The sequence below is a fragment of the Vitreoscilla massiliensis genome (genome assembly GCF_001457815.1).
Classification (GTDB): Bacteria; Pseudomonadota; Gammaproteobacteria; order Burkholderiales; family Neisseriaceae; genus Vitreoscilla; species Vitreoscilla massiliensis.
On sequence record NZ_LN898216.1, the window covers coordinates 228,713 to 250,356 of the forward strand.

Sequence of the window (21,644 nt, forward strand, 5' to 3'; positions counted from 1 at the left end):
GCAAAACAAAACCATGCTGCGGCAATACTGGCGATGCCTAGTCAAGCCGCAGCAGTTTTGCTACATTGCTTGACACCCCAAACCGATTTTAAGACCCCCACATGGCTGCCGATTCCAAACTCCTGACCATACTCGATTTGTTTGCCCACGATAACAGCACCCTCAGCATAGACGACATCGTGCAAGCCCTCGATTGCAGCGTGCCGCAAGCCTACCGCTATGTGAAAACCCTGCTCGATTTCGACTATTTGGCCAAATTCAATGCCCATTACATTTTGGGGCCGAAAATCGTCCAGCTCGATGCCATCATTCGCTTTCACGACCCTTTAATCCAATTGTGTTCGCGCAGCTTGGAACTGATTAGCAATGAGTACGACATGGACTTGGTGTTGATGTCGCAAGTGGGCAAAAAAATCATCTCGGTTTACCACCAAAAACCGGCCAACCACGACAATCCCATCGCCTTTGGCCGCGGCACCAATATGCCGCTGTTGCGCGGCGCCGGTTCCAAAGCCTTGTTGGCACAATTGAAAACCAAAGAGCAAAACCAATTCATCAAACTGGCCTTGGAACATGGCGAAACCTCGCCATTGGGCAACGATTTTGATGCCATCAAACACGGCTTAAAAACCATCAAGCAACAAGGTTATGCCATGTCGCATGCGGAACTAGATCCCCACAATGCCGCCATCGCCATTCCCTTGCAATTGAATGAGCACTATCTGCCCACGGCGTTGACGGCGATTTTTTCACTGCAACGGATGAAAACCATAGACACCGCCTTAATCATCCGCATTTTGCAGCAAAGCCAAGCGCAGATTTTGCAGCAATTGGCTGAGCATGAAACTTTGGCCTAAGCATGGCAAAGGCTGAACAAACACCTTAGCAACGCTTGCATCAACAGCTTACAGGCCGCTTAATGACCATCAATGCGGCCTGTAAACACAAACACCACAACAGCATAGGCTGTTGTGGCTTTTAATGGCTGCGACCCTGCCCATGATGAGTTACAGGCCGCTTACTTTGAGCTTACTCAGTTAGGCCAACCGCTTGGCAATGAACTCCCCGCTAAACTGAATAACTTGCACAATGGCAATCAATATCAACACCGTAATCAACACCGCGCCGGTGTCAAAGCGTTGGTAACCATAAGAAATCGCCAAGTCGCCAATGCCACCCGCGCCCACTGCCCCTGCCATGGTGGTAGCACCGAGCAAGCCTATGGTGGCAGTGGTGAGGTTCAACACCAACGATTGGCGCGCTTCGGGCAATAAGAAATGCCACACAATTTGCCAAGTCGATGCGCCCAAGCTGCGTGCGGTTTCGATAATGCCATTGCCCACTTCCAATAAAGACGTTTCCACCAAGCGGCCGATATACGGGCCGATGTACAAACTCAAAGGCACCACTGCCGCCATCGTGCCTATGCTGGTGCTGACGATGAATTTGGTTATCGGAATCAGCGCAATCAGCAAAATAATGAATGGCACCGAGCGCAAAGTGTTGATGATGGGCGTGAGAAAACGGAATAAGGCCACGTTTGGGCGCACGCCGTTTTCGCGTATCAACACCATCACCGTGCCTTGCACCAAGCCCCACAAACCGCCTATTGCCAGCGACAAACCCAACATCACAAACGTCTCATACAAGGCTTGCGTCACTTGCGCCGCGCTTAAACTGGTTTCAAACATAAGCCACTCCTTGGTCTACCACCACATTTCGGTCAATTAAATACTGTAAGGCCACCTTGCGCTCGGCCAAGCGGCCTGTAAGCTGCACAAACATGCTGCCGATGACTTGGCCATCAATTTCAATCATATTGGCAAACAAAATATTCGCTTTGACGGTGTGAGTGAGCAACATGTCGTTCATCACCGTTTGCTGCGCCGATTGCTGCAAAAATTCCAAGCGCACGATTTGGCTGTCTTGGTTTTTGGCCGAGTGCAATTGCTGCACCAGCTTCAATGGAAAGTCTTTTTGAATCACGGTAGCAATGAATTCTTGCGTGACCGGATGCTTAGGGTGTTGGAAAATGTCGGCAGTATCACCGCTTTCAACGATTTCACCGCCACTCATCACCGCCACTTGGTGGGCGATCTTCTGTATCACTTCCATCTCATGCGTGATTAAGATGATGGTGATGCCTTGCTCTTGGTTAATGCGTTTGAGCAGTGCCAAAATCGAGGCGGTGGTTTGTGGGTCTAGCGCCGAAGTGGCCTCATCGCACAACAAGATTTGTGGCCGATTGACCAAGGCACGGGCGATGCCCACACGCTGTTTTTGGCCGCCTGAGAGTTGATTCGGGCGCACATGCGCTTTGTCAGCCAAACCGACGTATTCAAGCAAATCCATCACTCGCTCTTCGATTTCAATGCTGCCGACCTTGTTTAAGCGCAGCGGCAAGGCAACGTTTTCAAACACGGTTTTGCTGTCGAGCAAATTGAAGTGTTGAAACACCATGCCAATTTGCTTTTGCAAGGTTTTGAGCGCAGACGCCGATGCCTGCCCCAAGTCTTGCCCTAACACGCTTAAGCGGCCTGTAGTCGGTGCTTCCAAGCCATTAATCAAACGCAACAGCGTCGATTTGCCGGCGCCACTGTGGCCGATGATGCCAAACACGCTGCCCGCGGCAATGTCCACATTGATGTGTCGCAACGCAGCCACGCTGCGCCCATTTTTTAGGTAAGTCTTGTCGACTTGTTCAAACCGCACCATAGCCTTATCCACAGCAAGTAAAAATCGCACTGTAACAAAGCCACATCAAATTAAAAAAGAATTAAAAATTTAATTAAAATAACTGAAAGGCATAAATACATATTACTTATGGTTATTAAATTATCATTTAATATTATTTTTTAAATTTTGACAGGCCGCTTATGCTGTTTGCACACACAAAACCGCAATCTACACACGGAGACCAACAGATGACAACCCGCAGTGAACAAACATTGAACTTACCGATTTTGGATTTGCAATTGCTCGATAACGCCGACACCAAAGCTGCCTTCTTACAAAACCTGCAAGATTTGGCGCGCAATACCGGTTTCTTTTATTTGACCGGCCACGGCATCAGTGCCGAGCGCATCCACGAAATTGAAGCCTTAAGCCGCCAATTTTTCGCCCAAGACCAAGCGCAAAAAGACGCGCTGTCCATGACCAACTCACCGCATTTTCGCGGCTATTCCCGCGTCAATGAAGAACACACGCGCAACAAACCCGATTTTCGTGAACAAATCGACATCGGTGCCGACTTGGAAGCGGTTGAATTTGATGCGCACACGCCGCTGTGGTTAAAACTGCAAGGCCCGAATCAATGGCCCGCAAACTGGCCTGAATTCAAAACCATTGTGACCGCATGGCAAAGCGATTTGCGCCAGATTGCGATTAAATTGCTGCGCGCGTTTACGCTGGCTTTGGGTTTGCCTGAAGACGCACTCGACCGCTTTGTCACAGGCAAACCCAATGAATTACTGAAGCTGATTCACTACCCCAGCGCTGAACACAATCAAGGTTCTACCCAAGGCGTGGGCGCGCACAAAGATGCCGGCATTTTGACTTTATTGCTGCAAGACCAAGTCGGCGGCCTGCAAGTATTGAGCAAACAAGATGGCTGGATAGACGCGCCGTATGTCGAAGGCGCGTTCATCGTCAACATCGGCGAGATTTTGGAACTGGCCACCAATGGCTATTTGGTTGCCAATATGCACCAAGTGGTGTCGCCGCCAGCCCAGGTCGACCGCTATTCCATCGCCTACTTCATTACCCCGAATTTGTACGCCGGTGAAGTGCCGATTTTGGAACTGCCAGCAGCCTTGCAACAATTGGCCACTGGCCCGCAAAGCGATCCGCTCAACCCTTTATTGAAAAACGCTGGTGAAAACACCATCAAAGGCCGCTTGCGCTCGCATTTGCAAGTGACCGAGAAATTTTACCCCGAAGAATACCAACGCATACTCAACCAACGCCAACAACAAGAGGTGACCGCATGATACACGCCATCAAAAAATCAGCCGCATTATTAACTCTTTTGGCTGTGGTGGCTTGCTCCAACAGCGCCGCCAACCAAGCCAGTACCGACGCCAAAGCGCCAGCTCAGGCCGAAACCACCAAAATCGTCATCGGCTCCATGGGCGCAGACTCTGACATTTGGCGCTACATCGCCAAATCGCAAGCGGCCAAAGATGCCGGTTTGCAAATTGAGGTCAAAGACATCAACGATGGCATTACCTTGAACAAGGCCACCGCCGAGGGGCAAGTCGATGTCAATGCCTTCCAATCATGGGCTTACTTCAAGACGTTTAACAAAACCAATGGCGACTCTTTGGCAGCCTTATCGACCACGTATTTGGAACCGATGGGCTTGTACTCGAAGAAATTTCAAGACTTGAAGGCCTTGCCACAAGGCGCCACGGTAGCGATTCCGAATGACACCGCCAACACCTCACGCGCTTTGCGCTTGTTGGAAGAAGCGCAATTGTTGAAATTGAAAGCCGATTTCGACCCTGTAACCGGCACGGTACAAGACATTGCCGACAACCCGAAAAAACTCAACATCAAATTGGTGCAAGGCGCTTCTGGCCCGCGCGTGTTGGGTGATGTGGATTTGGCCGCCATTGGCAATACCAATGCCTTGGAAAGCGGCCTGAACGTTACCAAAGATGCCTTATTCCATGAACAAGTGGGCGAGCGTGTCATCAACAACATCAATATTTTGGCCACCAAAAAAGACCGCGCCAATGATGCCGCCTTGCAAAAACTGTCGGCGCTGTACCACCAGCCTGCCGTCGATGCCTACATCAAAGAGCATTTCGGTGGCACCAAATTGGATGTGAACCAACCGATATCCTCATTGAATTAATCCATTTGCAAGCGCTCTAAGCGGCCTGTAAGCCTTTTACAGGCCGCTTATTATTGCGTTTCCTCCATTTAAACCCATTATGGAAAACAAAGTCATGAGTTCATCCCCTTACCGCCGTGATTTGGACGGCCATACCTTAAGTCCCGAAACCTTGATGATGTCGTACGGCTACGACCCTGCGCTGTCGGAAGGCTCGATTAAGCCACCGATTTTCCTCACCTCGACTTTTGTGTTTCACAGCGCCGAGGAAGGCAAAGAGTTTTTCAATATTGTCAGCGGCCGCAAAGCCGCGCCAGCCGAGCAAAAAAATGGCTTGGTGTATTCGCGCTTTAACCAACCGAACAGCGAAATCGTCGAAGACCGTTTGGCACTGTATGAAAATGGCGAAGACGCGGCGCTGTTCTCGTCGGGCATGGCAGCGATTACCACCAGTTTGTTGGCGTTTGTGCAACCGGGCGATGTGATTTTGCAATCGCAACCGTTGTACGGCGGCACCGAAACGCTGTTTTTGGGCTTGTTCAAACGCCTCGGCATAGACAGTGTGCATTTTGACGATGGCTGCGATGCCGACTCGGTGCGCGCCGCCATCGCACGCGTGCCCACAGGCCGCCGCATCGCCGCCATTTATGTGGAAACGCCGTCCAATCCCACCAATACCGTCGTCGATTTGGCCTTGCTCGCCGACATCGCACGCGAATTGGGCAGCCAACAAGACCAACCGCCCTTGCTCATCTGCGACAACACCTTACTCGGCCCGGTGTTCCAACGCCCGCTGGAACACGGTGCAGATTTATCGGTGTATTCGTTGACCAAATATGTGGGCGGCCATTCCGATGTGGTCGCCGGCGCCGCCATCGGCAGCAAAGCGCTGCTCAAAAAAATCAAAAGCCAACGCAGTGCCATAGGCACACAGCTAGACCCGCATTCGTGCTGGATGCTCGGCCGTTCCTTGGAAACACTGGCGCTGCGCATGGACAAGGCCAACAGCAATGCCGCCATACTGGCGCGCTTTTTACAGCAACACCCGAAAATTAAGCGCGTGCATTATTTGGATTTCCTGCCCGAAGGCAGCGCTGAGCAAGCGGCACATCGCCGCCAAAGCAGCGGCGCGGGTTCGACGTTTGCCATCGAAGTGGGCGACGATGAGGCAGCGGCATTTCGCTTTCTCAACCATTTGGCCATCTTCAAGCTGGCGGTGAGTTTGGGCGGCACCGAATCCTTGGCCAGCCACCCCGCTTCCACCACCCACTCTGGTATAGACGCGGCGGTGCGCCAGCGCATCGGCATAGGCGACAATTTGGTGCGCTTGTCGATAGGCATCGAAAACGCGGCGGATTTGCAACGGGCACTGAGCATCGCCTTGGACGCGGTGTAAACCCAGCGCTGACACGTTATCATCCATACCAACAAGCGGCCTGTAAACGCCATCTGGGTTTACAGGCCGCTTATTTCAGCGCCATCGCTGTGCTGGCAGTGGGTTTGGTGTTTATACTTAAACCCTATTCAGTGCAGTTTTTGCAAACTAAGCCTTTAAGGTCAAAACGTTGCCATGCTCGCCAAACTCAGACGTGACTTGTTTTTATTGCCCACTGCCGCACGCACGCTGTTGTGGCGCATGAGTTGGCGGCCATTGTTGGTGTGTTACGGCGTGATGTTATTGGTCAGCCTGTTCCGACTGGGCGTGGATGTGGCACGCCATTCCAGTGTGACACAGATGGGCTACGACACTTGGACGCTGTCGCTGTTTCATTTGCAGCTATTGCTCATTTGTTGGCTGTACTTGCTGGTGTGGGTGCGACCGCGACTGCTGCCTGCGTGGCAACAAGCACTGTACCAACAGCCGCTGATCCAAGCGGGTTTAAGACAATTGCACGCACAACCCGCGCGCACGTTTTATGCCATTACCGTACCCAGCTTGGTACTGCTGGCGGTGATGATGGTCGTGTTGTGCTCTTATGGTTTCACCATGATGATGCTGGATGATTTTGTGTACACCGGCTTATGGCCGTGGTTTTACACCCATGCTGTGTTGTTTGCCCTGCTAACCTTTGCGCTGGCTGGCGCGTATTGGGTGATGATGTATTTGTGCTTGAAACAGCGCTTGCTGCACACTGGCCTTAAGCCCATAAGCGGCCTGTAAACCCATATGATGGCCGTTGCTGCATCATGGACTGGCCGCTAGCGTTAAACCCCAACTCCATCACCGATAAGGCGCGCGATGAAACTGCAATGGCTGATTTTGATACTGGCGTATTTTGGCATTTATTTGCTGGTATTGGCGCTGTATTGGGCATTCAAATACTGGGGCGGCTGCGCTGGCGAGCTCGCGTGTGTGTTCGACGAAGACCGCATCCTCGGCATCCTCACCATCACCTCGTACATGCTCACGCCAGCTTTGGGCATAGGCGGTTTTTTGAGTTGGAAAATCCAACACAACCGCGGCCTGCTCGCCGAAGAAGCCAAACACATTTTTTTGGCGGTGAACAACGATTTGAAAAACCTCAAACAGCTCCAATACCTGTTAAAACAGCAAAGCCAACACGCCAACATCAGCGATTTGTCCGAACAAATCAACCACACTTACCAAGCCATACGCAGCGCCAATCTCGACATATACGCCGATGCCTTGGTCTTGTATGAAATGTCCAACGACGAAGATTTGGCGCAAGTGCGCGATGCTTACCACGATGTCGGTTTGCAATTGCTGCAACAATTAAAACCGTTGGTTCACGCTAACAACGCCACGCCCGCACCCAAATTGGAAAAAACCCTAGAGCACAAAAAACAACTGAACCACCAATTCAAACAAATCCTGCGCCAATACATTATTTTCAAATAGCCATTTAGAGACACAAAAGCGGCCTGTAAACCATATATGGGCTTACAGGCCGCTTATTTTGACCAATCTACACACTCATCCGCATACAGCAATATTTGCAATGGCATGAAACACAGCCACCCTATGTTTAAAAATGAATGTGTTGCTTATTCGCCGCCACTATGTCTGTCCACGCTTGCGCGGCGGGGCTTAAGGCGGCGGTGGTGTTCCACGCCATGCTCAAATGCCAATTCAATTGCGGCTCAACCAACTTGGCTTGGTTGATGTGCAAGTGTGCCACTTGTTCGGCAAACACTTGCGGTAATAAGGCGATGCCCATATTGGACTCGACCATTTTGACGATGAATTCCCATTGGCTGGATTTGCACACCACTTTCGGCTCAAAACCGGCACCATGAGCGGCCTGTACGATCAGATTGTTCAAGGTAAAGGTATCGGAATACAGCAAAAACGGCTCGTGTTGCAATTCGCGCAAGGCGATTTGCTCGCGTCCGCGCCACTGCGCATGCTCGTGCGACAACACATACATCGGCGACTCAATAATGCTGATGCCGGCAAAATCAGGCCGCAATTGCGCCCCCAATAAGATGCCCACGTCTATGCTTTTGTCGGCCAACGCTTGTTCGATGCCATTGGCGCCCACTTCCAAAAAAATCAATTGAATATCCGGATAGCGCTCATGAAAGCGCGCAATCAAGGCGCTGAGCAAGACCGAGCCCAACGGCGGCAAGCCCAGCGTCAGCTTGCCTTTTTTCAAACTGCCCACTTGCGCCACCGTCGCATACAGTTTTTGCTGCTCGGCCAAAATATTCTGCGCGTGTTGGTATATGAGTTCGCCCATATAAGTGAGCGTGACCTCGCGCTTGCGCCCCGATTCGCCTTTTTGAAACAGGCTCACCCCCAATTCTTGCTCCAAGCTGTTGATGGCCTTGCTGATGGTCGGCTGGGTAACAAACAGGTGTTCGGCGGCGGCGCTAAAGCTGTGTCTGCGCACCACTTCCACCAACATGGTGAGGGTTTTGATGTCGACCATTATGCTTATTATTCATAATTATGAGGAGAATATTCATAATATGCCAATACGGCTGGGCATACAATCTGGCTATTGAAACTTATGAAGCACTTACTCATGAACACGCATCTCCCCCCAAACTGGGGCCACACCTTGCTAAAAACCACCGTGCAATTGGGCGCATTGCTGCTTTTTTGGTATTTGGGTTTGCTGTTGCAACAGGCGCTGCACTTGCCGATTTCGGCCGGCGTCATCGGCTTGTTTTTGACCTTGGCCGCCTTGCTCAGCGGCATCTTGAAATTGAGCTGGATTAAGTCAGGCGCGGATTTTGTGCTCGGGGAATTGGTATTGTTCTTCATACCCTGCGTCGTTGGCTTAATCAAATACCAAGACTTGTTTCGCAGCCAAGGCTGGCAATTGCTCAGCACCATTGCCATCGGCACCGTGTGTGTGATGGTGGCCACGGCTTACGCGGTGTATTTGGGTTTTAAATTGGAAAGCGTGTTGAAACAGCGCTTGCATGCCCACAAACCCGTCATAGAACACGAGTAAATCATGAACAGCATCGCTTTAATCAGTTTATTAGGCACGGTATTGGGTTATTACCTGATTAAGAAATTGCACCAACACCACCACCATTTGTACGCCGCACCCGCCATTTTATTGCCCATCATCATCATGGTGGTGATGACGTTAAGCCATGTCAGCTATGGCCAATACATGCAAGACACGCATTGGATTGTGTGGCTGTTAAGCCCTGTGACCGTCGCTTTCGCCATCCCGATTTACGAATACCGCGCCTTGGTGTGTGAACACGTCTTGGCGATCGGCATGGGCATCATCTTGGGCATGAGCGCCGGCGTCTTGAGCGCTTGGTATTTGTCGCAGTTGTTCCACTTCAGCCCTGAAATCACCTACAGCCTGATGTCGCGCTCCATCTCCACCCCGTTTGCGGTCGAGCTGGCCAGCCACATCCATGGCTCAGCCGAGTTGACCACTTTGTTCACCATCATCACCGGCATCGTCGGCATGTTGGTGGGGGATGTGGTGTTGGCGGTATTGCGTTTGCGCTCCCACATCGCCGAAGGCGCCTCTCTGGGCAATGCCGCGCACGGTTTTGGCTCCAGCAAAGCGATGCAACGCCACAAAGAACAAGGCGTCATCGCCAGTTTGACCATGGTCTTGGCCGGCATCTTCATGGTCTTGTGTGGCCCACAATTGATTGGTTTGTTGACCTCGTTCAGCGCCTAAGCCCATACACCAACAGTTCGCAAACGGCTCACAAGCGGCCTGTAAATACCCATCCTACTGGCAAAGCGGCCTGTAAGGGGTTTACAGGCCGCTTTCTATGCTTTAAATCGCTTGAAACAAGGCTTTGATGTCGACACCGAACTTGTGCAGGTATTTGCGCAAGCGGTCGCTGTCGTTGCTCGTTGCCTTGTGCAAACGCGATTGGTTGAACAATACCCGTCCGGCTGCGGCCAAATTGGGTTGGTGTTGGCACACGTTCAACACTTGCGCCAATTGGCTTTGGTCAAAATAATCCAGCTCATGCCAAGTGCTGACCAAGGCGCTCATATCGACTGTTGCTGCTGCATCCTCATCATCGCGCCGCCATAGGTATTGCAAACGGCCAATTTCGGCATCAACCAATTCCACGGTGATGCGGCCATTTTGCGCCAAGGTGGCCAACCGGGTGATGCTGGCAGCCAAATCGCGGAAATTGCCGCGCCATGCTGCCGCATGCGACAAGGCAAAGGCCAAATAGCGCTGCCGCGCTTCTTGGTTAAAGCGCACATAACGCCCCAATTCCTGCCCCACCCACAACAATTGTTGTTCTATGTTCGGCTCTATGTCTTCACGGCGCTCGGCCAAACTTGGCAGTGTGTATTGCCAAATATTGATGCGCGCATACAAGTCTTCGCGAAACCGCCCAGCCGCCACTTCGGCACGCAAGTCTTTGTGTGTACCGGCAATCAATTGGAATTGGCTGCTGCTGGGCGTGTCGCTGCCCATGGCAAAAAATTCTTTTTCTTCTATCGCCTTTAAGAGCATCGCTTGCTCGTCCAAGCCCAATTCGGCGATTTCGTCCAGAAACAACACGCCCATGTCGGCGGTTTTGAGAAAACCAGCGCGGCTGGTGGCAGCGCCAGTAAACGCGCCCTTGCCATGTCCAAACAAGGCCGCCGCCGCCATATCGCCGCGCAACGTGGCGCAATTGACATCGACAAAGCGGCCTGTGACCAAATGGCGCGCTTTTTTCAATTCGTAAATGCGTTTGGCCAACATCGATTTGCCCGCGCCAGTCGCACCATTGAGCAAAATCGGCGATGGCGACGAAATCGCCACCTGTTCAATTTCGGCTATCATGTGGTTAAAGCGCTGATTGCGCGTGGCAATGCCGCTTTTTAAGAAGCGCTGCGCATCGCTTTGTGCCAAAGACAGGCGCGCGGCGATGTCGTCATAGCGCGCCAAATCCAAATCAATGATTTCAAATCGGCCTTTGTCCAGCTCAGACACGCCACGCTTGTCTTTCGGTGGCGAGGTTTGCAACAACACCCCCGGTATCAAGCGCGCCTCTACCAATAAAAACAGGCAAATCTGTACCACATGTGTGCCGGTGGTGATGTGTATCCAATACTCATACGTGTCGGTATCAAATGGGTATTGCTGTGCCCAATCGAACAACTTGCCATACACCTCGGAAAAATCCCACGGATTGGCGATGTCGAGCACATGCAAATTCACCGCTGCCTCGGGATTGACGCTGTGGATATCGGCACGCACCACCAATGCTTGGCGCTCATACTCGCTGTCGTGCAGCAACTCCACCACATCAATGTCGCTGCCCTCAGTTTGGTGCACATTCACATTCGGTCGCCAGCGCTCCCAGCGTTTGGCATTGTAGCCACCATCGAGCACCGTCCCCATAAAACCCATTAACACGCGCTGTTTTTGCATAGATAATTTTCTATATAGTTATTATATCGGATAGTTTTAACAGAAAATCTGTGCAGGCGTCAAGCCGCAAAACCCATGATTTAAAAATAAATTTCTTTTGTATTCAATTAATTAAAAACATTTCCTGCGAAAAATTCCGCCCTTGGCACAAGGCTTGCGATAGTAAACAGCAAGCAACAACGAAAAAATCCGATAGCAGGAGTAGAAAAATGGCTAACAAACAATTATTTGCCCAACGTGGTAACAACGCTGCCAACACTTGGAATTTAGCCGGTGGGGTGGCCTACCAATTAAATCCCCAAGCCGCATTGGCTCAGCTTGCCGCAACCGGTTGTTTGAACCAAACTTATTACGCCACTGCTGAAGACCAATTGACGCACATCTTGGAATTGACGCAAGACTTGCCCGCCGAATTCATCGCCAAAACCGCACTGTTTGCGCGCAAACAAGGCCATATGAAAGACATGCCAGCTTTGTTATTGGCGGTGTTAGCACAAAAAGACGTGGCCTTGTGTGCACAAGTGTTTGGTGCGGTCATCGATAACGGCAAAATGCTGCGCAACTTTGTGCAAATCATGCGCAGCGGTGCCGTCGGTCGCCAATCTTTGGGAACCCGTCCTAAAAAACTGGTGCAAAACTGGTTATTGAATGCGAGCGAAGCGCAATTATTGTCTGCCAGCGTCGGTAACAATCCGTCGCTTGCCGATGTGGTGAAAATGGTGCACCCGAAACCGACTGATGCATGGCGCGCGGCGTGGTTTGCCTGGTTAATCGGTCGCGCTTACGACGCCCAAGATTTGCCCGAATTGACGCGTGAATTCGAGCGCTTTAAACGCAATACAGGCCGCATGGTGCCCAATGTGCCGTTCCAATTGCTCACTGCTTTGGATTTGAACAAAGCCTCATGGCGACAAATCGCTGAGCAAGGCTCATGGCAAATGCTGCGCCAAAACCTGAACACGTTTATGCGTCATGGCGTGTTGGTAGCTGGAAAAGACAACAAAGAAGCCAATATGATTGCCCGCAAATTGGCGGATAAAGACACCATCGCCAAAGCGCGCGTGTTGCCTTACCAAATCATGACCACGCTGCAAGCGGTGAGCACGGGCATGCCTAAAGTGATTACCGATGCGTTGGAAAGCGCGTTGGAAACCTCACTTTCCAATGTGCCGCGCTTAGAAGGCAATGTGTATGTGTGCATGGATGTGTCCGGTTCGATGACGGCGCCGGTGAGCGGTTACCGTGAAGGTGCCACTTCGGTGACCACGTGTTTGGATGTGGCGGCTTTGATTGCTGCGGCAGTGGTCGCGCGCAATCCGCATGCAACCGTGTTGCCGTTTGATGATATGGTGCGCTTGAACCACAAAGTCAGCGCCGATAATACGGTCATGCAAAATGCCCGCAGCTTGCAAAAAATGCTCGGTGGCGCTACCGATTGCTCGCGCCCACTGCGCTATATTAACGATAAAAACTTGCCTGTGGATTTGGTGGTGTTTGTGTCGGACAACCAGTCTTGGGTGAACAACCAAGACTATCATTCAGGTACCACCAAGATGCAGCAATGGACCAAAATCAAAGCCAAGAATCCGCGTGCGCGCATGGTGTGCATTGATATTCAACCTTACACCAGCGTACAAACGCAGCCTTGTGAGGACGTGTTGCACGTGGGCGGTTTCAGCGATGCGGTGTTTAACGTGTTAAGCCAATACGCTCGCGGTGAATTGGGGAGCGAGCATTGGGTCGGGGTGATTAACGCCATTCCTTTGCCCAATTGAAGTCTTAAGTTTTTTGGCGAATGCAGATGGAACTACATCCTTCGGAGGACGATGTACGGGTTCGACTCCCGTCGCCACTGCTGAATGCTTGAAATTAGTGTTGATTAAGACACAACGAGTCTTCAGCGGTGGCGTAGCTTAACCGGTAGAGCGCGTAACAGGTTTCATCCCCCCTAGTCGCCAACCCTTAACCAAGCGGCCTGTAAGCAGCAAAACAGGTTTACAGGCCGCTTAAAAACACGCAGTACACAGTTTACGCAACGAATGCCGATGGGATTACATGGCTAAAACGGGTGTTGCAGGTTCGAGTCCTGCCCCACGCGAGTGGGTAGTTCAAGCGGTAGAACACCGGCAATCTCATCAACCCTCGTCGTTGCACCCTTTTAATCCGTGGTCTGTTCACTCAAACCACAACAGTTAAGACAGTGAATGCGTTCGGCACTACACAGGTATCGCTGGTTAGCATCCAGCCTGCCGTTCACGGCAGCGTGTCGACATTCTGGTCACTGTCACCTTTTTTGGCGAATGCAGGTGGAACTACATCCCTACTAAGGACGAGGTCGCGGGTTCGAGTCCCGTCATCACTGCCAAGTGTTTCAACCAGAATATTTGGCAGTGGTGTAGCTCAGCAGGCAGAGCGCGTAAACCGTTTCACCACCCCTAGTCGCCAACCCTTTGCAAGCGGCCTGTAAGCATCAACAACAGGTTGACAGGCCGCTTCAATACCAAGACTTGATTGCAACAGCTGCACCACTGATTTGAACAGCAACACACAACAGAAAGCAGACACCCACCATGTTTGGACAAAATACACAGCGCTCCTACCCTGTATTTGGACAAATGACCTACCGCAGCCACTATTGGCTGGGCACACTGGCCTTGCCTGAATTCGATGCTGAGGTGGAAACCATTGTTCGCACCCATAAAGACGGCATCAGCGATGCCCAAATCAGCGCGATGCAAGCCTGTTTAGCGCAGCTCACGTTGATTAAAGCCCAAGCCACGGTGGCCATGGAACAATTGTTTAACGAATGCGATGTACCGCTGCCAGCCTTGGGTACAGACATTTGGACCGACATGCACTTAGACAGCATCGAAGTCACCGATGCGACTTATGACGCAGACAGCGGCAAAATTTCGGTATTGCTGTTGTGTAGCAGCCAGTCCATAGCCGAATTTTTCCCTGCCATAGAAGTGATAGACGGTGAATTTGTACAGGTATTGAGCGCCACTTAAGCAACACCACCGCCACAGCATCAAGACCAGCACCAAATGAAGGTCTGTTACAACAGCCTGCCCTAAGCGGCCTGTCAGTTTGTACCGCAGCCTCTCGACCTTGGCAAATCCGCTGCGGTGCAAACACCTTATTGATAAAAATGATAAAAGTGAGAACGATATGAATTACAACGAAATCATCAGCGAGCACAGCGTGCCGATTAAAATGTGGACGCAAGGCGTGCCGGTAGAGGCCGCCGCCGAACAACAATTGCGCAACATCGCGTCCTTGCCGATTATCTACAAACACATTGCCGTGATGCCCGATGTGCATTTGGGCAAAGGTGCCACCATAGGCTCGGTGATTCCGTCGTATAAAGCGATTATCCCAGCCGCCGTCGGCGTGGATTTGGGTTGCGGCATGATGGCGTGCAAAACCACTTTGGTCGCCGCCGATTTGCCCGACAATTTGTTGCCGCTGCGTTTGGCCATCGAACAAGCGGTGCCACACGGACGCGAATTCAACCGCAAACAGCGTGATACCGGCTCGTGGGGTCGTCCGCCCGAAGAAGTGAATCAGGCATGGGCGAAATTAAAAGGCGAATTTGAGGTTTTGTGCGTGAAAGAGCCGAAACTGGCCAACACCAATAACCACAACCATTTGGGTACTTTGGGTACGGGCAACCACTTTATCGAAATTTGTTTGGACGAACACGGCAGCGTGTGGGTGATGTTGCATTCAGGCTCACGCGGCGTCGGCAATGCCATTGGCAACCGTTACATCGAAAAAGCCAAGCAAGATGCCGAGCGCAACAATGTGCACCTGCCCGACCAAGATTTGGCCTATTTTGAAGAAGGTTCGGAACATTTCCACGATTACGTCGAGGCCGTGGATTGGGCGCAGCGTTTTGCCCAAGCCAACCGCGAGGTGATGATGCAGCGCGTGATTGCGGTGATGCAAAAAATCATCACCAAACCATTTCAAACCCATATGGAAGCGATTAACTGCCACCACAATTATGTGCAAAAAGAGAGCCATTTCGGTGAGGACGTGTATGTGACGCGCAAAGGCGCGGTATCGGCAGCCAAAGGCCAATTGGGCATCATCCCCGGCAGCATGGGCGCAAAAAGCTTTATTGTGCGCGGTAAAGGCAATGCCGACAGCTTCAACAGCTGCAGCCACGGCGCCGGCCGCATCATGAGCCGCAACGAGGCCAAACGCCAATTCACAGTAGACGACCAAGTTGCCGCCACACTAGGCGTGGAATGCCGCAAAGACAGCAATGTCATCGACGAAATTCCGATGGCGTACAAAGACATAGATGCAGTGATGCAAGCGCAAGCCGACTTGGTGGAAGTGGTGTATACCTTGAAACAGGTGTTGTGTGTGAAAGGCTGATTTAAAGAAACTAATGATATTCAACACAATGCACAATAAGGGAAAAATATGAATAAGAATCAGATACTCCACAATCTAAAAGATAATTTGGCAATTATTTTTGCAGATAGAATTAAAGAAGAGAAACTTACGTTCAATGGAGATAGCAATAATTACGTACAAGTTGCTTTAAGATGGCTCGATTATAACTTTCGCTACATTAAACAGAGACCACGAAAAATTTATTACACTCAATCATTTCCTAACAAACTCAAATTTCATACTGAGAGAGCATTGATTGGATTTATAAGACAAGCTCAATATGGATTGAATATAAATCCGTATTTATCCAATACACTGAAAACAAATGACACTAGTAACGCAAGGAGTCAACAACGAACAGACAAATTTCTTGCACATTTTGGAATTCATCATTTTCATTTACCAACCGCTAATTTCAATAACACCTCAGATTTTTTAAACAGTCGCAAAAATAATTGCTGGCTTTTTGCAATTGTTTCAGATGAATGGATTGGCTTAATTGATATTTTGCCTCATGATTCAGGGAATTTTTACAATTTCAGCCTCTTGGAATCCATCTATGACTCCTGGCCAGGCATACTTGAACCATACCGCTTAAAAAATGTTAGGGAATTGACTCATGACATCTGCTCTGTGGACAGTGTAAAACTTCTTAGAAATGCTGATATTAATACGCCATTACTAATAAGAAATAACTATTACATGTCGCCATTTGGTGTTTCTGGTAGTGGCACAAACTCAATAACCACGGGTATGTTTATAGATATAAATGAATTATTAAATAATTTAGCAACATCACTTATGGAGCCCAATTCATTAATCACTCAAGAAATTCAATTTAAGTATTCCCAAGGCAGTAAGCTAAAATTAACAATGTGTGATGATAAATTATGTTTATCCTACGGTAGAAAAATTTTAGACCTTACGTACCTTAAACCGTACAACAAACTTCATCAAATTATTAAACTTTGTTAGTTACTATTTAATATTAATATTAATATTCTTAACTACTCCCCCCAATTTATTAGCTAATGATTCAAAAGCGGCCTGTAAATCCTTACAGGCCGCTTTTAGATATGTAGCTACACGTTACATTAACGCTGCGGCAAACCCGCTTCCAAGATGCGCACTTTCATGTGCTCCACATCGTCGGCCACTGCGGCTTGGTAGGCTTGCATGTGCGGCGTTTGCAAATGCGTGTTCAATGCGGCCATGTCTTGCCAATGTTCGAGCATGATAATGACATTGCTGTCGCGGCTTTGGTAGTCGACGCCACCGTCGTGATCGAGCAGCAATTGGTAGCCATGACAGCCCGGCTCTTGCAATACCGTCGGTATCATTTTGGCAAACGCGTTTAACACGTTTTGTTTGTGCGCCGCACCGGCGTGCACGGTGATGTCTGCGATGACGGTTAACATGTGCTCTCTTTCGTCTGAGATGTTATTCGGCATGAGCCACAGCAAACACCTGTTGCAAATGCGCCGTGTATTCGGCTTGGAAGCGCTCAACTTCCGGCACTTTCATCACATCGTTGGCGATGAAAGTGGGCAAGGCGCTCATGCCGATAAACTCATTGGCTTTGTGAAACGGCAAATACACGCCATCAACGCCAAGGCCGTGGAAAAACTGTTCGGGGTCGGTAAACGCTTGCAGTGGTGCGTTCCAAGTCAAGGATAACATGTAAGTCTTGCCTTGCAACAAGCCGCCTGAGCCGTATTTTTTGGCGGCATCGGCGCGGCTGCGGCCATCGCTGGCATATAAACTGCCATGGCCTTCGGTAAACACTTCATCGATGTATTTTTTCACTGTCCACGGCGCGCCCATCCACCAGCCGGGCATTTGGTAAATCACCGTGTCTGCCCACAGGTATTTTTGCACTTCGGCGGCGATGTCGTAATCGCTGTCGGCGCGGCTGATTTGCACTTGATGGCCCAAATCGCTCAATACGCGTTCTGCCAAAACGGTTAAGGTGTCGTTTAACTCACCATTGGAATGGGCAAATTGTTTGCCGCCATTCAAAATCAAAATTTTGCTCATGTGATATTGCCTATATCGGTTGGGATTCATTATGGATGTGCACTGTAACAGCATTATTTCATGAGAAAAATGCAACAATACGCAAAATAATAATGACTGAGAATCAACAATAAGCAGCTTAAACGGCGACACACAAGGCCAAAGCCAGCTTACAGGCCGCATCTTCACTCTGCATCAACCCCAATAAGCAAGCGCATTATGCTTGCAGATGAATGACTTAGATTGCGACAATCCGCATCTTCACTTAACATCAACCATGTTGTGCCCCTCTATACTCAGGAGTCGCTATGAAAACCATGCTTGCCTTGCTGGCGGTTGCCGCCCTCACCTTACCTGCGCTGTCCAGCGCCGAAGGTTTGAAATTCAAACGCAATTCTGACGGCATTTATGATGATTACACTGGCCAAATCACCGTCAGCGGCGAATACTCGCGTGATTTTGACGATGAAGTGCAAGGAGATGTGGTGTGTTTTGTCGCCAAAGGTGCCAGCGCCAAGTTGATTCCGCGCAAAAAAGGCGATGAACGCACGCCATGGTTTTGCTTTCGCAACCAAAAAGCCGCCGCGCAAACCTTTAAAATCAGCAAACGTCCTGCCCAAAAAGGCTATTGCGGCTATAAAGGCACGGCCACGGTCACCGTCAGCCAATACTCGGTGTACCGAGAAATCAGTGAGGGCTCAGATTTGGCCCACATGATCAGCGCCAAGAATGTGTCTGCGCCCAAGCCAACCAAGTGCTACAGCTATTAAACCTGCTGGTTTGTCGTTCCAAGCGGCCTGTAAACAGTTACAGGCCGCTTGTGCATTATGGGGTATTGCCCTCTGGTACTGGTACAGAACCGCCCCACAAGCGCTGTTGCAAATAGCCCCATTCTTTTTTCACATCCGGACGGTCTTGGATTTGCACCGGCGGGCTGAGCTCTTGCCACACACCATTGTGTAAGCGTGCAATGGCGAAATTAAAGGTGTAATGCGGCGCTCTGCCCATGCGCACATCGCTGATGATGAGTTGCCCATCTTGTTCGTGCGCAATGAAATAGCCTTGGTTAAAGCGGCGCAAACGTTGCAAAGCCACGTTGTCGGGTATTTTGGTGAGCACTGCGGCATCGCTGGCCGTGTGTTGCAAGGCAATCGGCGCATCTGCCGCGTCTTGGCTGATGGAGTAGCTGCCGCTTAACACGCCATCGGGCTGCATGACTATCACTTGCCACACCAGCGTATTGAACGGCGTGGCCGTGACCAAACGCGGTGCGTCTTCTAAACCCAGTTCGGCCAGTTGCGCATCGACTTTGTGCATCACCCACATTTGCGCCGCCAGCGACCACGCAAAATACAGCACGCTCAAACCGATGGCGCCGTACATCACCTTGCCGGTGTAACGCGACAGCGGCTTAATGGCAATCCACACAAAGCCCAACAGCAGCGGCAAGGTAAACAAAGGGTCGATGACAAACATATTGCCCCACATGATGGCCTCCTCGCCCAGCGGCCAAAACAGCCACGTACCATAAGCGTTAAAACAATCGAGCAAGGGATGGTTAATCAGCCCCAAGAAGATGGCCCACCACCATGCTTTCGGTGCCTCGGCCACCCGGCCGTTGCTGCGTTTGCACCACCACCAAATCAGCGTTGCCACCCAAGGCAATATCAATAAGCTGTGGGTAATGCTGCGGTGCGCCGTCATTTTCAGCACCGGATCGTCGTTGAGCAAACTCAAGGGCAACACATCCAAATCGGGCAAAGTGCCCAAGGCCGCACCGGCCCACAAAGCGGCACGGCGGTGTTTCGCGGGCACCACTGCTGCTGCCAGCAAGGCGCCAGTCACCAATTGGGTAACAGAATCCATGTTTCACATCCACTTTCTACAAGACTTGCGCTGACAGGTTTACAGGCCGCATCTAGCCCGCTCGCGCAAAAACACTTACACTGCAACACACTGAGCATAACCCATACCCGCAAACGAGACGACATGGATTTCAATCTCATCAGCCAACATTTGGCGCAATACCAAGGCGAACGCCGCATTCCACCGCTGGAACAATGGCAACCACCGTTTTGTGGCGACATGGACATGCTGATTAAGGCCAATGGCGAGTGGTGGCACGAAGGCCGACGCATGACGCGCCAAAAACTGATTGATTTGTTTGCCACGGTGTTGTGGCGCGAAGGCGATGCGTATTTTCTCAAAACGCCGGTGGAAAAAATTGGCATTCAAGTCGAAGACGCGCCGTTGTTCATTGCCGAAGTGAATTTGTTAACGCTGGCCGATGGCCATTACATCGAGTGCCTCACCACCAATCAAGACCGCATCGTGCTCGATAGCGAGCATGTATTGCAAATGCGCCCATATCAAGGCGAGCTCAAACCCTATGTCACCATCCGCGCCAATCTGGATGCCCGCATCGCCCGCCATGCGTTTTACCACATCGTGTCGTGGAGTGAATTGCAAGAACACGGCCAGCAAACCGTGTTGCGCATCCCCATGGGCAACAGTGTGCAAACCCTCAGCTTGGACAACAGCGCATTTTAAGCCTGTGTATCATTTACAGGCCGCTCAGTAGCAGCGCGCAGATAATGCCACCATTGATACAGCGCATGCACGATAGGCAAGCCACACAACAACATGTGCAGCAGCAACGCATGTTCAGTGCGATACACCTCCCACACCACATCAGCCCCCGAATCAAACACACTCAAGGACAACGCCACATTCAGCATTGCCGCCAGCGCACAATAGGCAATAAAGCGGCGGCTGGAAAACTTGGCCAGACTCAATAACAGGTAAAACGCAAACACCGCCGCCGTCATCGCCCAACCATGCCACAGCCACTCCAAGCGCACATCCGCAGACCAGCGATAGGCCTCACCTGCCAACTCCGCACCTCCACAACCACAAGCAGCGGCGCTGCCCGTCAACAACAGCCAGCCCAGTGCCAACAACCCATATTGGTATTTCATGGCCGTGCTCCTGTGGTGTATATATTCACCATCATAGCCATGCCAAGCGCCAAACGGGTGAAGTGGGCGTGAAAATACGTGCTGTGTTTTACAGGCCGCTTTTACTGAGTGCACGTTTTGAAATATGGGGAGAACTGATTTAGAAAGCTGGTTTAAATCAGATGCAGTCATCAGTGACTAGTCATTTTGGGGATGGAAATCATCAAAAGCACAAGTTAGATATGGCAATTGTATGGTCTTAAAGTAATTTAATCGTGCTCAACATCTCAAACTGATGCAAATACTGGTTTACAGGCCGCTTCCATACTCACAGACGGCCTGTAAGTATGGATAAACCAATACTTAGAATTCAAACACTCTATTCAGATGAGTGGTTTGGCAAGCAAGCGCCATTCACATCCTACAGACGTCAAAAAACCCAGTTTTTGCAAACTGGGTTTTTATATTTGGCTCCCCGACCTGGGCTCGAACCAGGGACCTGCGGATTAACAGTCCGTCGCTCTACCGACTGAGCTATCAGGGAATAGGAAAGTATTATAGGGTCACATCAGTAACTCGTCAAGCACTTTC

Annotated in this window: 22 protein-coding genes and 1 tRNA gene; 14 read left to right on the forward strand and 9 right to left on the reverse strand. The window is 50.6% G+C overall.

The features are described 5' to 3' along the window. Positions 1 to 101 precede the first annotated feature (101 nt). Positions 102 to 857, forward strand: a complete 756-nt coding sequence (locus BN3003_RS01735) for an IclR family transcriptional regulator (protein ID WP_058305013.1) — start codon at positions 102 to 104, stop codon at positions 855 to 857. A gap of 180 nt (positions 858 to 1,037) precedes the next feature. Here BN3003_RS01735 and BN3003_RS01740 read toward each other — a convergent pair whose 3' ends face one another. Next, positions 1,038 to 1,691, reverse strand: a complete 654-nt coding sequence (locus BN3003_RS01740) for a methionine ABC transporter permease (protein ID WP_058305014.1) — start codon at positions 1,689 to 1,691, stop codon at positions 1,038 to 1,040. Then, positions 1,684 to 2,715 carry a methionine ABC transporter ATP-binding protein gene (locus BN3003_RS01745; RefSeq protein WP_058305015.1) on the reverse strand — a complete coding sequence of 344 codons (1,032 nt, stop codon included), beginning with the start codon at positions 2,713 to 2,715 and terminating at the stop codon, positions 1,684 to 1,686. The genes BN3003_RS01740 and BN3003_RS01745 overlap by 8 nt, the downstream gene beginning before the upstream one ends. Before the next feature lie 209 nt (positions 2,716 to 2,924). On the opposite strand from BN3003_RS01745, the gene BN3003_RS01750 reads away from it, so the two are divergent. From BN3003_RS01750 to BN3003_RS01770, 5 genes are all read left to right on the forward strand, one after another. Continuing rightward, on the forward strand, positions 2,925 to 3,989 hold the full coding sequence (locus BN3003_RS01750; RefSeq protein ID WP_058305106.1) for an isopenicillin N synthase family dioxygenase: 1,065 nt from the start codon (positions 2,925 to 2,927) through the stop codon (positions 3,987 to 3,989). Beyond that, positions 3,986 to 4,858 carry a MetQ/NlpA family ABC transporter substrate-binding protein gene (locus BN3003_RS01755; protein WP_199822533.1) on the forward strand — a complete coding sequence of 291 codons (873 nt, stop codon included), beginning with the start codon at positions 3,986 to 3,988 and terminating at the stop codon, positions 4,856 to 4,858. Before BN3003_RS01750 ends, BN3003_RS01755 begins: the two co-directional genes overlap by 4 nt. Positions 4,859 to 4,952: 94 nt before the next feature. Then, positions 4,953 to 6,233: a cystathionine gamma-synthase family protein gene (locus tag BN3003_RS01760; RefSeq protein WP_058305108.1), complete on the forward strand. Its 1,281-nt coding sequence runs from the start codon at positions 4,953 to 4,955 to the stop codon at positions 6,231 to 6,233. A 174-nt stretch (positions 6,234 to 6,407) separates the two neighbouring features. Next, positions 6,408 to 6,998 carry a hypothetical protein gene (locus BN3003_RS01765; protein WP_058305016.1) on the forward strand — a complete coding sequence of 197 codons (591 nt, stop codon included), beginning with the start codon at positions 6,408 to 6,410 and terminating at the stop codon, positions 6,996 to 6,998. A 78-nt stretch (positions 6,999 to 7,076) separates the two neighbouring features. Beyond that, entirely contained in the window at positions 7,077 to 7,697 is a 621-nt protein-coding gene (locus BN3003_RS01770) for a hypothetical protein (protein ID WP_058305017.1), read from the forward strand. A gap of 127 nt (positions 7,698 to 7,824) precedes the next feature. Here the strand turns inward: BN3003_RS01770 and BN3003_RS01775 are convergent, their stop codons facing one another. After that, positions 7,825 to 8,730, reverse strand: a complete 906-nt coding sequence (locus tag BN3003_RS01775) for a LysR substrate-binding domain-containing protein (protein WP_058305018.1) — start codon at positions 8,728 to 8,730, stop codon at positions 7,825 to 7,827. 96 nt (positions 8,731 to 8,826) lie between these two features. Between BN3003_RS01775 and BN3003_RS01780 the strand changes: the two genes are divergently transcribed. Then, positions 8,827 to 9,261 (forward strand): CidA/LrgA family protein, encoded by a 435-nt coding sequence (locus BN3003_RS01780; RefSeq protein WP_058305019.1) that lies wholly within the window; start codon positions 8,827 to 8,829, stop codon positions 9,259 to 9,261. A 3-nt stretch (positions 9,262 to 9,264) separates the two neighbouring features. After that, entirely contained in the window at positions 9,265 to 9,960 is a 696-nt protein-coding gene (locus tag BN3003_RS01785; protein WP_058305020.1) for an LrgB family protein, read from the forward strand. Positions 9,961 to 10,062: 102 nt separating this feature from the next. On the opposite strand, the gene rtcR is transcribed toward BN3003_RS01785, so the two are convergent. Next, entirely contained in the window at positions 10,063 to 11,670 is a 1,608-nt protein-coding gene (rtcR, locus tag BN3003_RS01790) for an RNA repair transcriptional activator RtcR (protein ID WP_058305021.1), read from the reverse strand. 209 nt (positions 11,671 to 11,879) lie between these two features. On the opposite strand from rtcR, the gene BN3003_RS01795 reads away from it, so the two are divergent. The 4 genes from BN3003_RS01795 (at position 11,880) to BN3003_RS01810 (ending at position 17,055) form a co-directional block, all read left to right on the forward strand. Then, a complete protein-coding gene (locus BN3003_RS01795; RefSeq protein WP_058305022.1) occupies positions 11,880 to 13,445 on the forward strand; it encodes a TROVE domain-containing protein in 1,566 nt (521 codons plus the stop codon). 795 nt (positions 13,446 to 14,240) lie between these two features. Next, complete coding sequence (locus BN3003_RS01800; protein WP_058305023.1) at positions 14,241 to 14,681, forward strand: hypothetical protein; 441 nt, start codon at positions 14,241 to 14,243, stop codon at positions 14,679 to 14,681. A gap of 160 nt (positions 14,682 to 14,841) precedes the next feature. Beyond that, the gene (locus tag BN3003_RS01805) at positions 14,842 to 16,059 is read left to right on the forward strand and encodes an RtcB family protein (protein ID WP_058305024.1); all 1,218 of its coding nucleotides are present in this window, start codon (positions 14,842 to 14,844) and stop codon (positions 16,057 to 16,059) included. A gap of 48 nt (positions 16,060 to 16,107) precedes the next feature. After that, positions 16,108 to 17,055: a hypothetical protein gene (locus BN3003_RS01810; RefSeq protein WP_058305025.1), complete on the forward strand. Its 948-nt coding sequence runs from the start codon at positions 16,108 to 16,110 to the stop codon at positions 17,053 to 17,055. 119 nt (positions 17,056 to 17,174) lie between these two features. Here BN3003_RS01810 and BN3003_RS01815 read toward each other — a convergent pair whose 3' ends face one another. Continuing rightward, positions 17,175 to 17,498, reverse strand: a complete 324-nt coding sequence (locus BN3003_RS01815; RefSeq protein ID WP_058305026.1) for a putative quinol monooxygenase — start codon at positions 17,496 to 17,498, stop codon at positions 17,175 to 17,177. A 22-nt stretch (positions 17,499 to 17,520) separates the two neighbouring features. Then, positions 17,521 to 18,117, reverse strand: a complete 597-nt coding sequence (locus tag BN3003_RS01820) for an NAD(P)H-dependent oxidoreductase (RefSeq protein WP_058305027.1) — start codon at positions 18,115 to 18,117, stop codon at positions 17,521 to 17,523. 287 nt (positions 18,118 to 18,404) lie between these two features. On the opposite strand from BN3003_RS01820, the gene BN3003_RS01825 reads away from it, so the two are divergent. Then, positions 18,405 to 18,866: a hypothetical protein gene (locus tag BN3003_RS01825; RefSeq protein ID WP_058305028.1), complete on the forward strand. Its 462-nt coding sequence runs from the start codon at positions 18,405 to 18,407 to the stop codon at positions 18,864 to 18,866. Between the two features lie 55 nt (positions 18,867 to 18,921). Here BN3003_RS01825 and BN3003_RS01830 read toward each other — a convergent pair whose 3' ends face one another. Continuing rightward, complete coding sequence (locus BN3003_RS01830; protein ID WP_058305029.1) at positions 18,922 to 19,962, reverse strand: metal-dependent hydrolase; 1,041 nt, start codon at positions 19,960 to 19,962, stop codon at positions 18,922 to 18,924. A 123-nt stretch (positions 19,963 to 20,085) separates the two neighbouring features. Between BN3003_RS01830 and BN3003_RS01835 the strand changes: the two genes are divergently transcribed. Continuing rightward, on the forward strand, positions 20,086 to 20,646 hold the full coding sequence (locus tag BN3003_RS01835; protein WP_058305030.1) for a DUF1285 domain-containing protein: 561 nt from the start codon (positions 20,086 to 20,088) through the stop codon (positions 20,644 to 20,646). On the opposite strand, the gene BN3003_RS01840 is transcribed toward BN3003_RS01835, so the two are convergent. Together BN3003_RS01840 and BN3003_RS01845 are read right to left on the reverse strand one after the other, a co-directional pair. Beyond that, positions 20,643 to 21,074: a hypothetical protein gene (locus BN3003_RS01840; RefSeq protein WP_058305031.1), complete on the reverse strand. Its 432-nt coding sequence runs from the start codon at positions 21,072 to 21,074 to the stop codon at positions 20,643 to 20,645. The two genes, BN3003_RS01835 and BN3003_RS01840, sit on opposite strands and share 4 nt — an antisense overlap. 447 nt (positions 21,075 to 21,521) lie before the next feature. Further along, positions 21,522 to 21,597, reverse strand: a tRNA-Asn gene (locus BN3003_RS01845). Between the last annotated feature and the right edge of the window lie 47 nt (positions 21,598 to 21,644).

What these genes read in the sequence shown, in the direction of transcription:
- BN3003_RS01735 (WP_058305013.1), top strand. Translation starts at nt 102, where the DNA reads ATGGCTGCCGATTCCAAACTCCTGACCATACTCGATTTGTTTGCCCAC.
- BN3003_RS01740 (WP_058305014.1), bottom strand. Translation starts at nt 1,691, where the DNA reads ATGTTTGAAACCAGTTTAAGCGCGGCGCAAGTGACGCAAGCCTTGTAT.
- BN3003_RS01745 (WP_058305015.1), bottom strand. Translation starts at nt 2,715, where the DNA reads ATGGTGCGGTTTGAACAAGTCGACAAGACTTACCTAAAAAATGGGCGC.
- BN3003_RS01750 (WP_058305106.1), top strand. Translation starts at nt 2,925, where the DNA reads ATGACAACCCGCAGTGAACAAACATTGAACTTACCGATTTTGGATTTG.
- BN3003_RS01755 (WP_199822533.1), top strand. Translation starts at nt 3,986, where the DNA reads ATGATACACGCCATCAAAAAATCAGCCGCATTATTAACTCTTTTGGCT.
- BN3003_RS01760 (WP_058305108.1), top strand. Translation starts at nt 4,953, where the DNA reads ATGAGTTCATCCCCTTACCGCCGTGATTTGGACGGCCATACCTTAAGT.
- BN3003_RS01765 (WP_058305016.1), top strand. Translation starts at nt 6,408, where the DNA reads ATGCTCGCCAAACTCAGACGTGACTTGTTTTTATTGCCCACTGCCGCA.
- BN3003_RS01770 (WP_058305017.1), top strand. Translation starts at nt 7,077, where the DNA reads ATGAAACTGCAATGGCTGATTTTGATACTGGCGTATTTTGGCATTTAT.
- BN3003_RS01775 (WP_058305018.1), bottom strand. Translation starts at nt 8,730, where the DNA reads ATGGTCGACATCAAAACCCTCACCATGTTGGTGGAAGTGGTGCGCAGA.
- BN3003_RS01780 (WP_058305019.1), top strand. Translation starts at nt 8,827, where the DNA reads ATGAACACGCATCTCCCCCCAAACTGGGGCCACACCTTGCTAAAAACC.
- BN3003_RS01785 (WP_058305020.1), top strand. Translation starts at nt 9,265, where the DNA reads ATGAACAGCATCGCTTTAATCAGTTTATTAGGCACGGTATTGGGTTAT.
- rtcR (WP_058305021.1), bottom strand. Translation starts at nt 11,670, where the DNA reads ATGCAAAAACAGCGCGTGTTAATGGGTTTTATGGGGACGGTGCTCGAT.
- BN3003_RS01795 (WP_058305022.1), top strand. Translation starts at nt 11,880, where the DNA reads ATGGCTAACAAACAATTATTTGCCCAACGTGGTAACAACGCTGCCAAC.
- BN3003_RS01800 (WP_058305023.1), top strand. Translation starts at nt 14,241, where the DNA reads ATGTTTGGACAAAATACACAGCGCTCCTACCCTGTATTTGGACAAATG.
- BN3003_RS01805 (WP_058305024.1), top strand. Translation starts at nt 14,842, where the DNA reads ATGAATTACAACGAAATCATCAGCGAGCACAGCGTGCCGATTAAAATG.
- BN3003_RS01810 (WP_058305025.1), top strand. Translation starts at nt 16,108, where the DNA reads ATGAATAAGAATCAGATACTCCACAATCTAAAAGATAATTTGGCAATT.
- BN3003_RS01815 (WP_058305026.1), bottom strand. Translation starts at nt 17,498, where the DNA reads ATGTTAACCGTCATCGCAGACATCACCGTGCACGCCGGTGCGGCGCAC.
- BN3003_RS01820 (WP_058305027.1), bottom strand. Translation starts at nt 18,117, where the DNA reads ATGAGCAAAATTTTGATTTTGAATGGCGGCAAACAATTTGCCCATTCC.
- BN3003_RS01825 (WP_058305028.1), top strand. Translation starts at nt 18,405, where the DNA reads ATGAAAACCATGCTTGCCTTGCTGGCGGTTGCCGCCCTCACCTTACCT.
- BN3003_RS01830 (WP_058305029.1), bottom strand. Translation starts at nt 19,962, where the DNA reads ATGGATTCTGTTACCCAATTGGTGACTGGCGCCTTGCTGGCAGCAGCA.
- BN3003_RS01835 (WP_058305030.1), top strand. Translation starts at nt 20,086, where the DNA reads ATGGATTTCAATCTCATCAGCCAACATTTGGCGCAATACCAAGGCGAA.
- BN3003_RS01840 (WP_058305031.1), bottom strand. Translation starts at nt 21,074, where the DNA reads ATGAAATACCAATATGGGTTGTTGGCACTGGGCTGGCTGTTGTTGACG.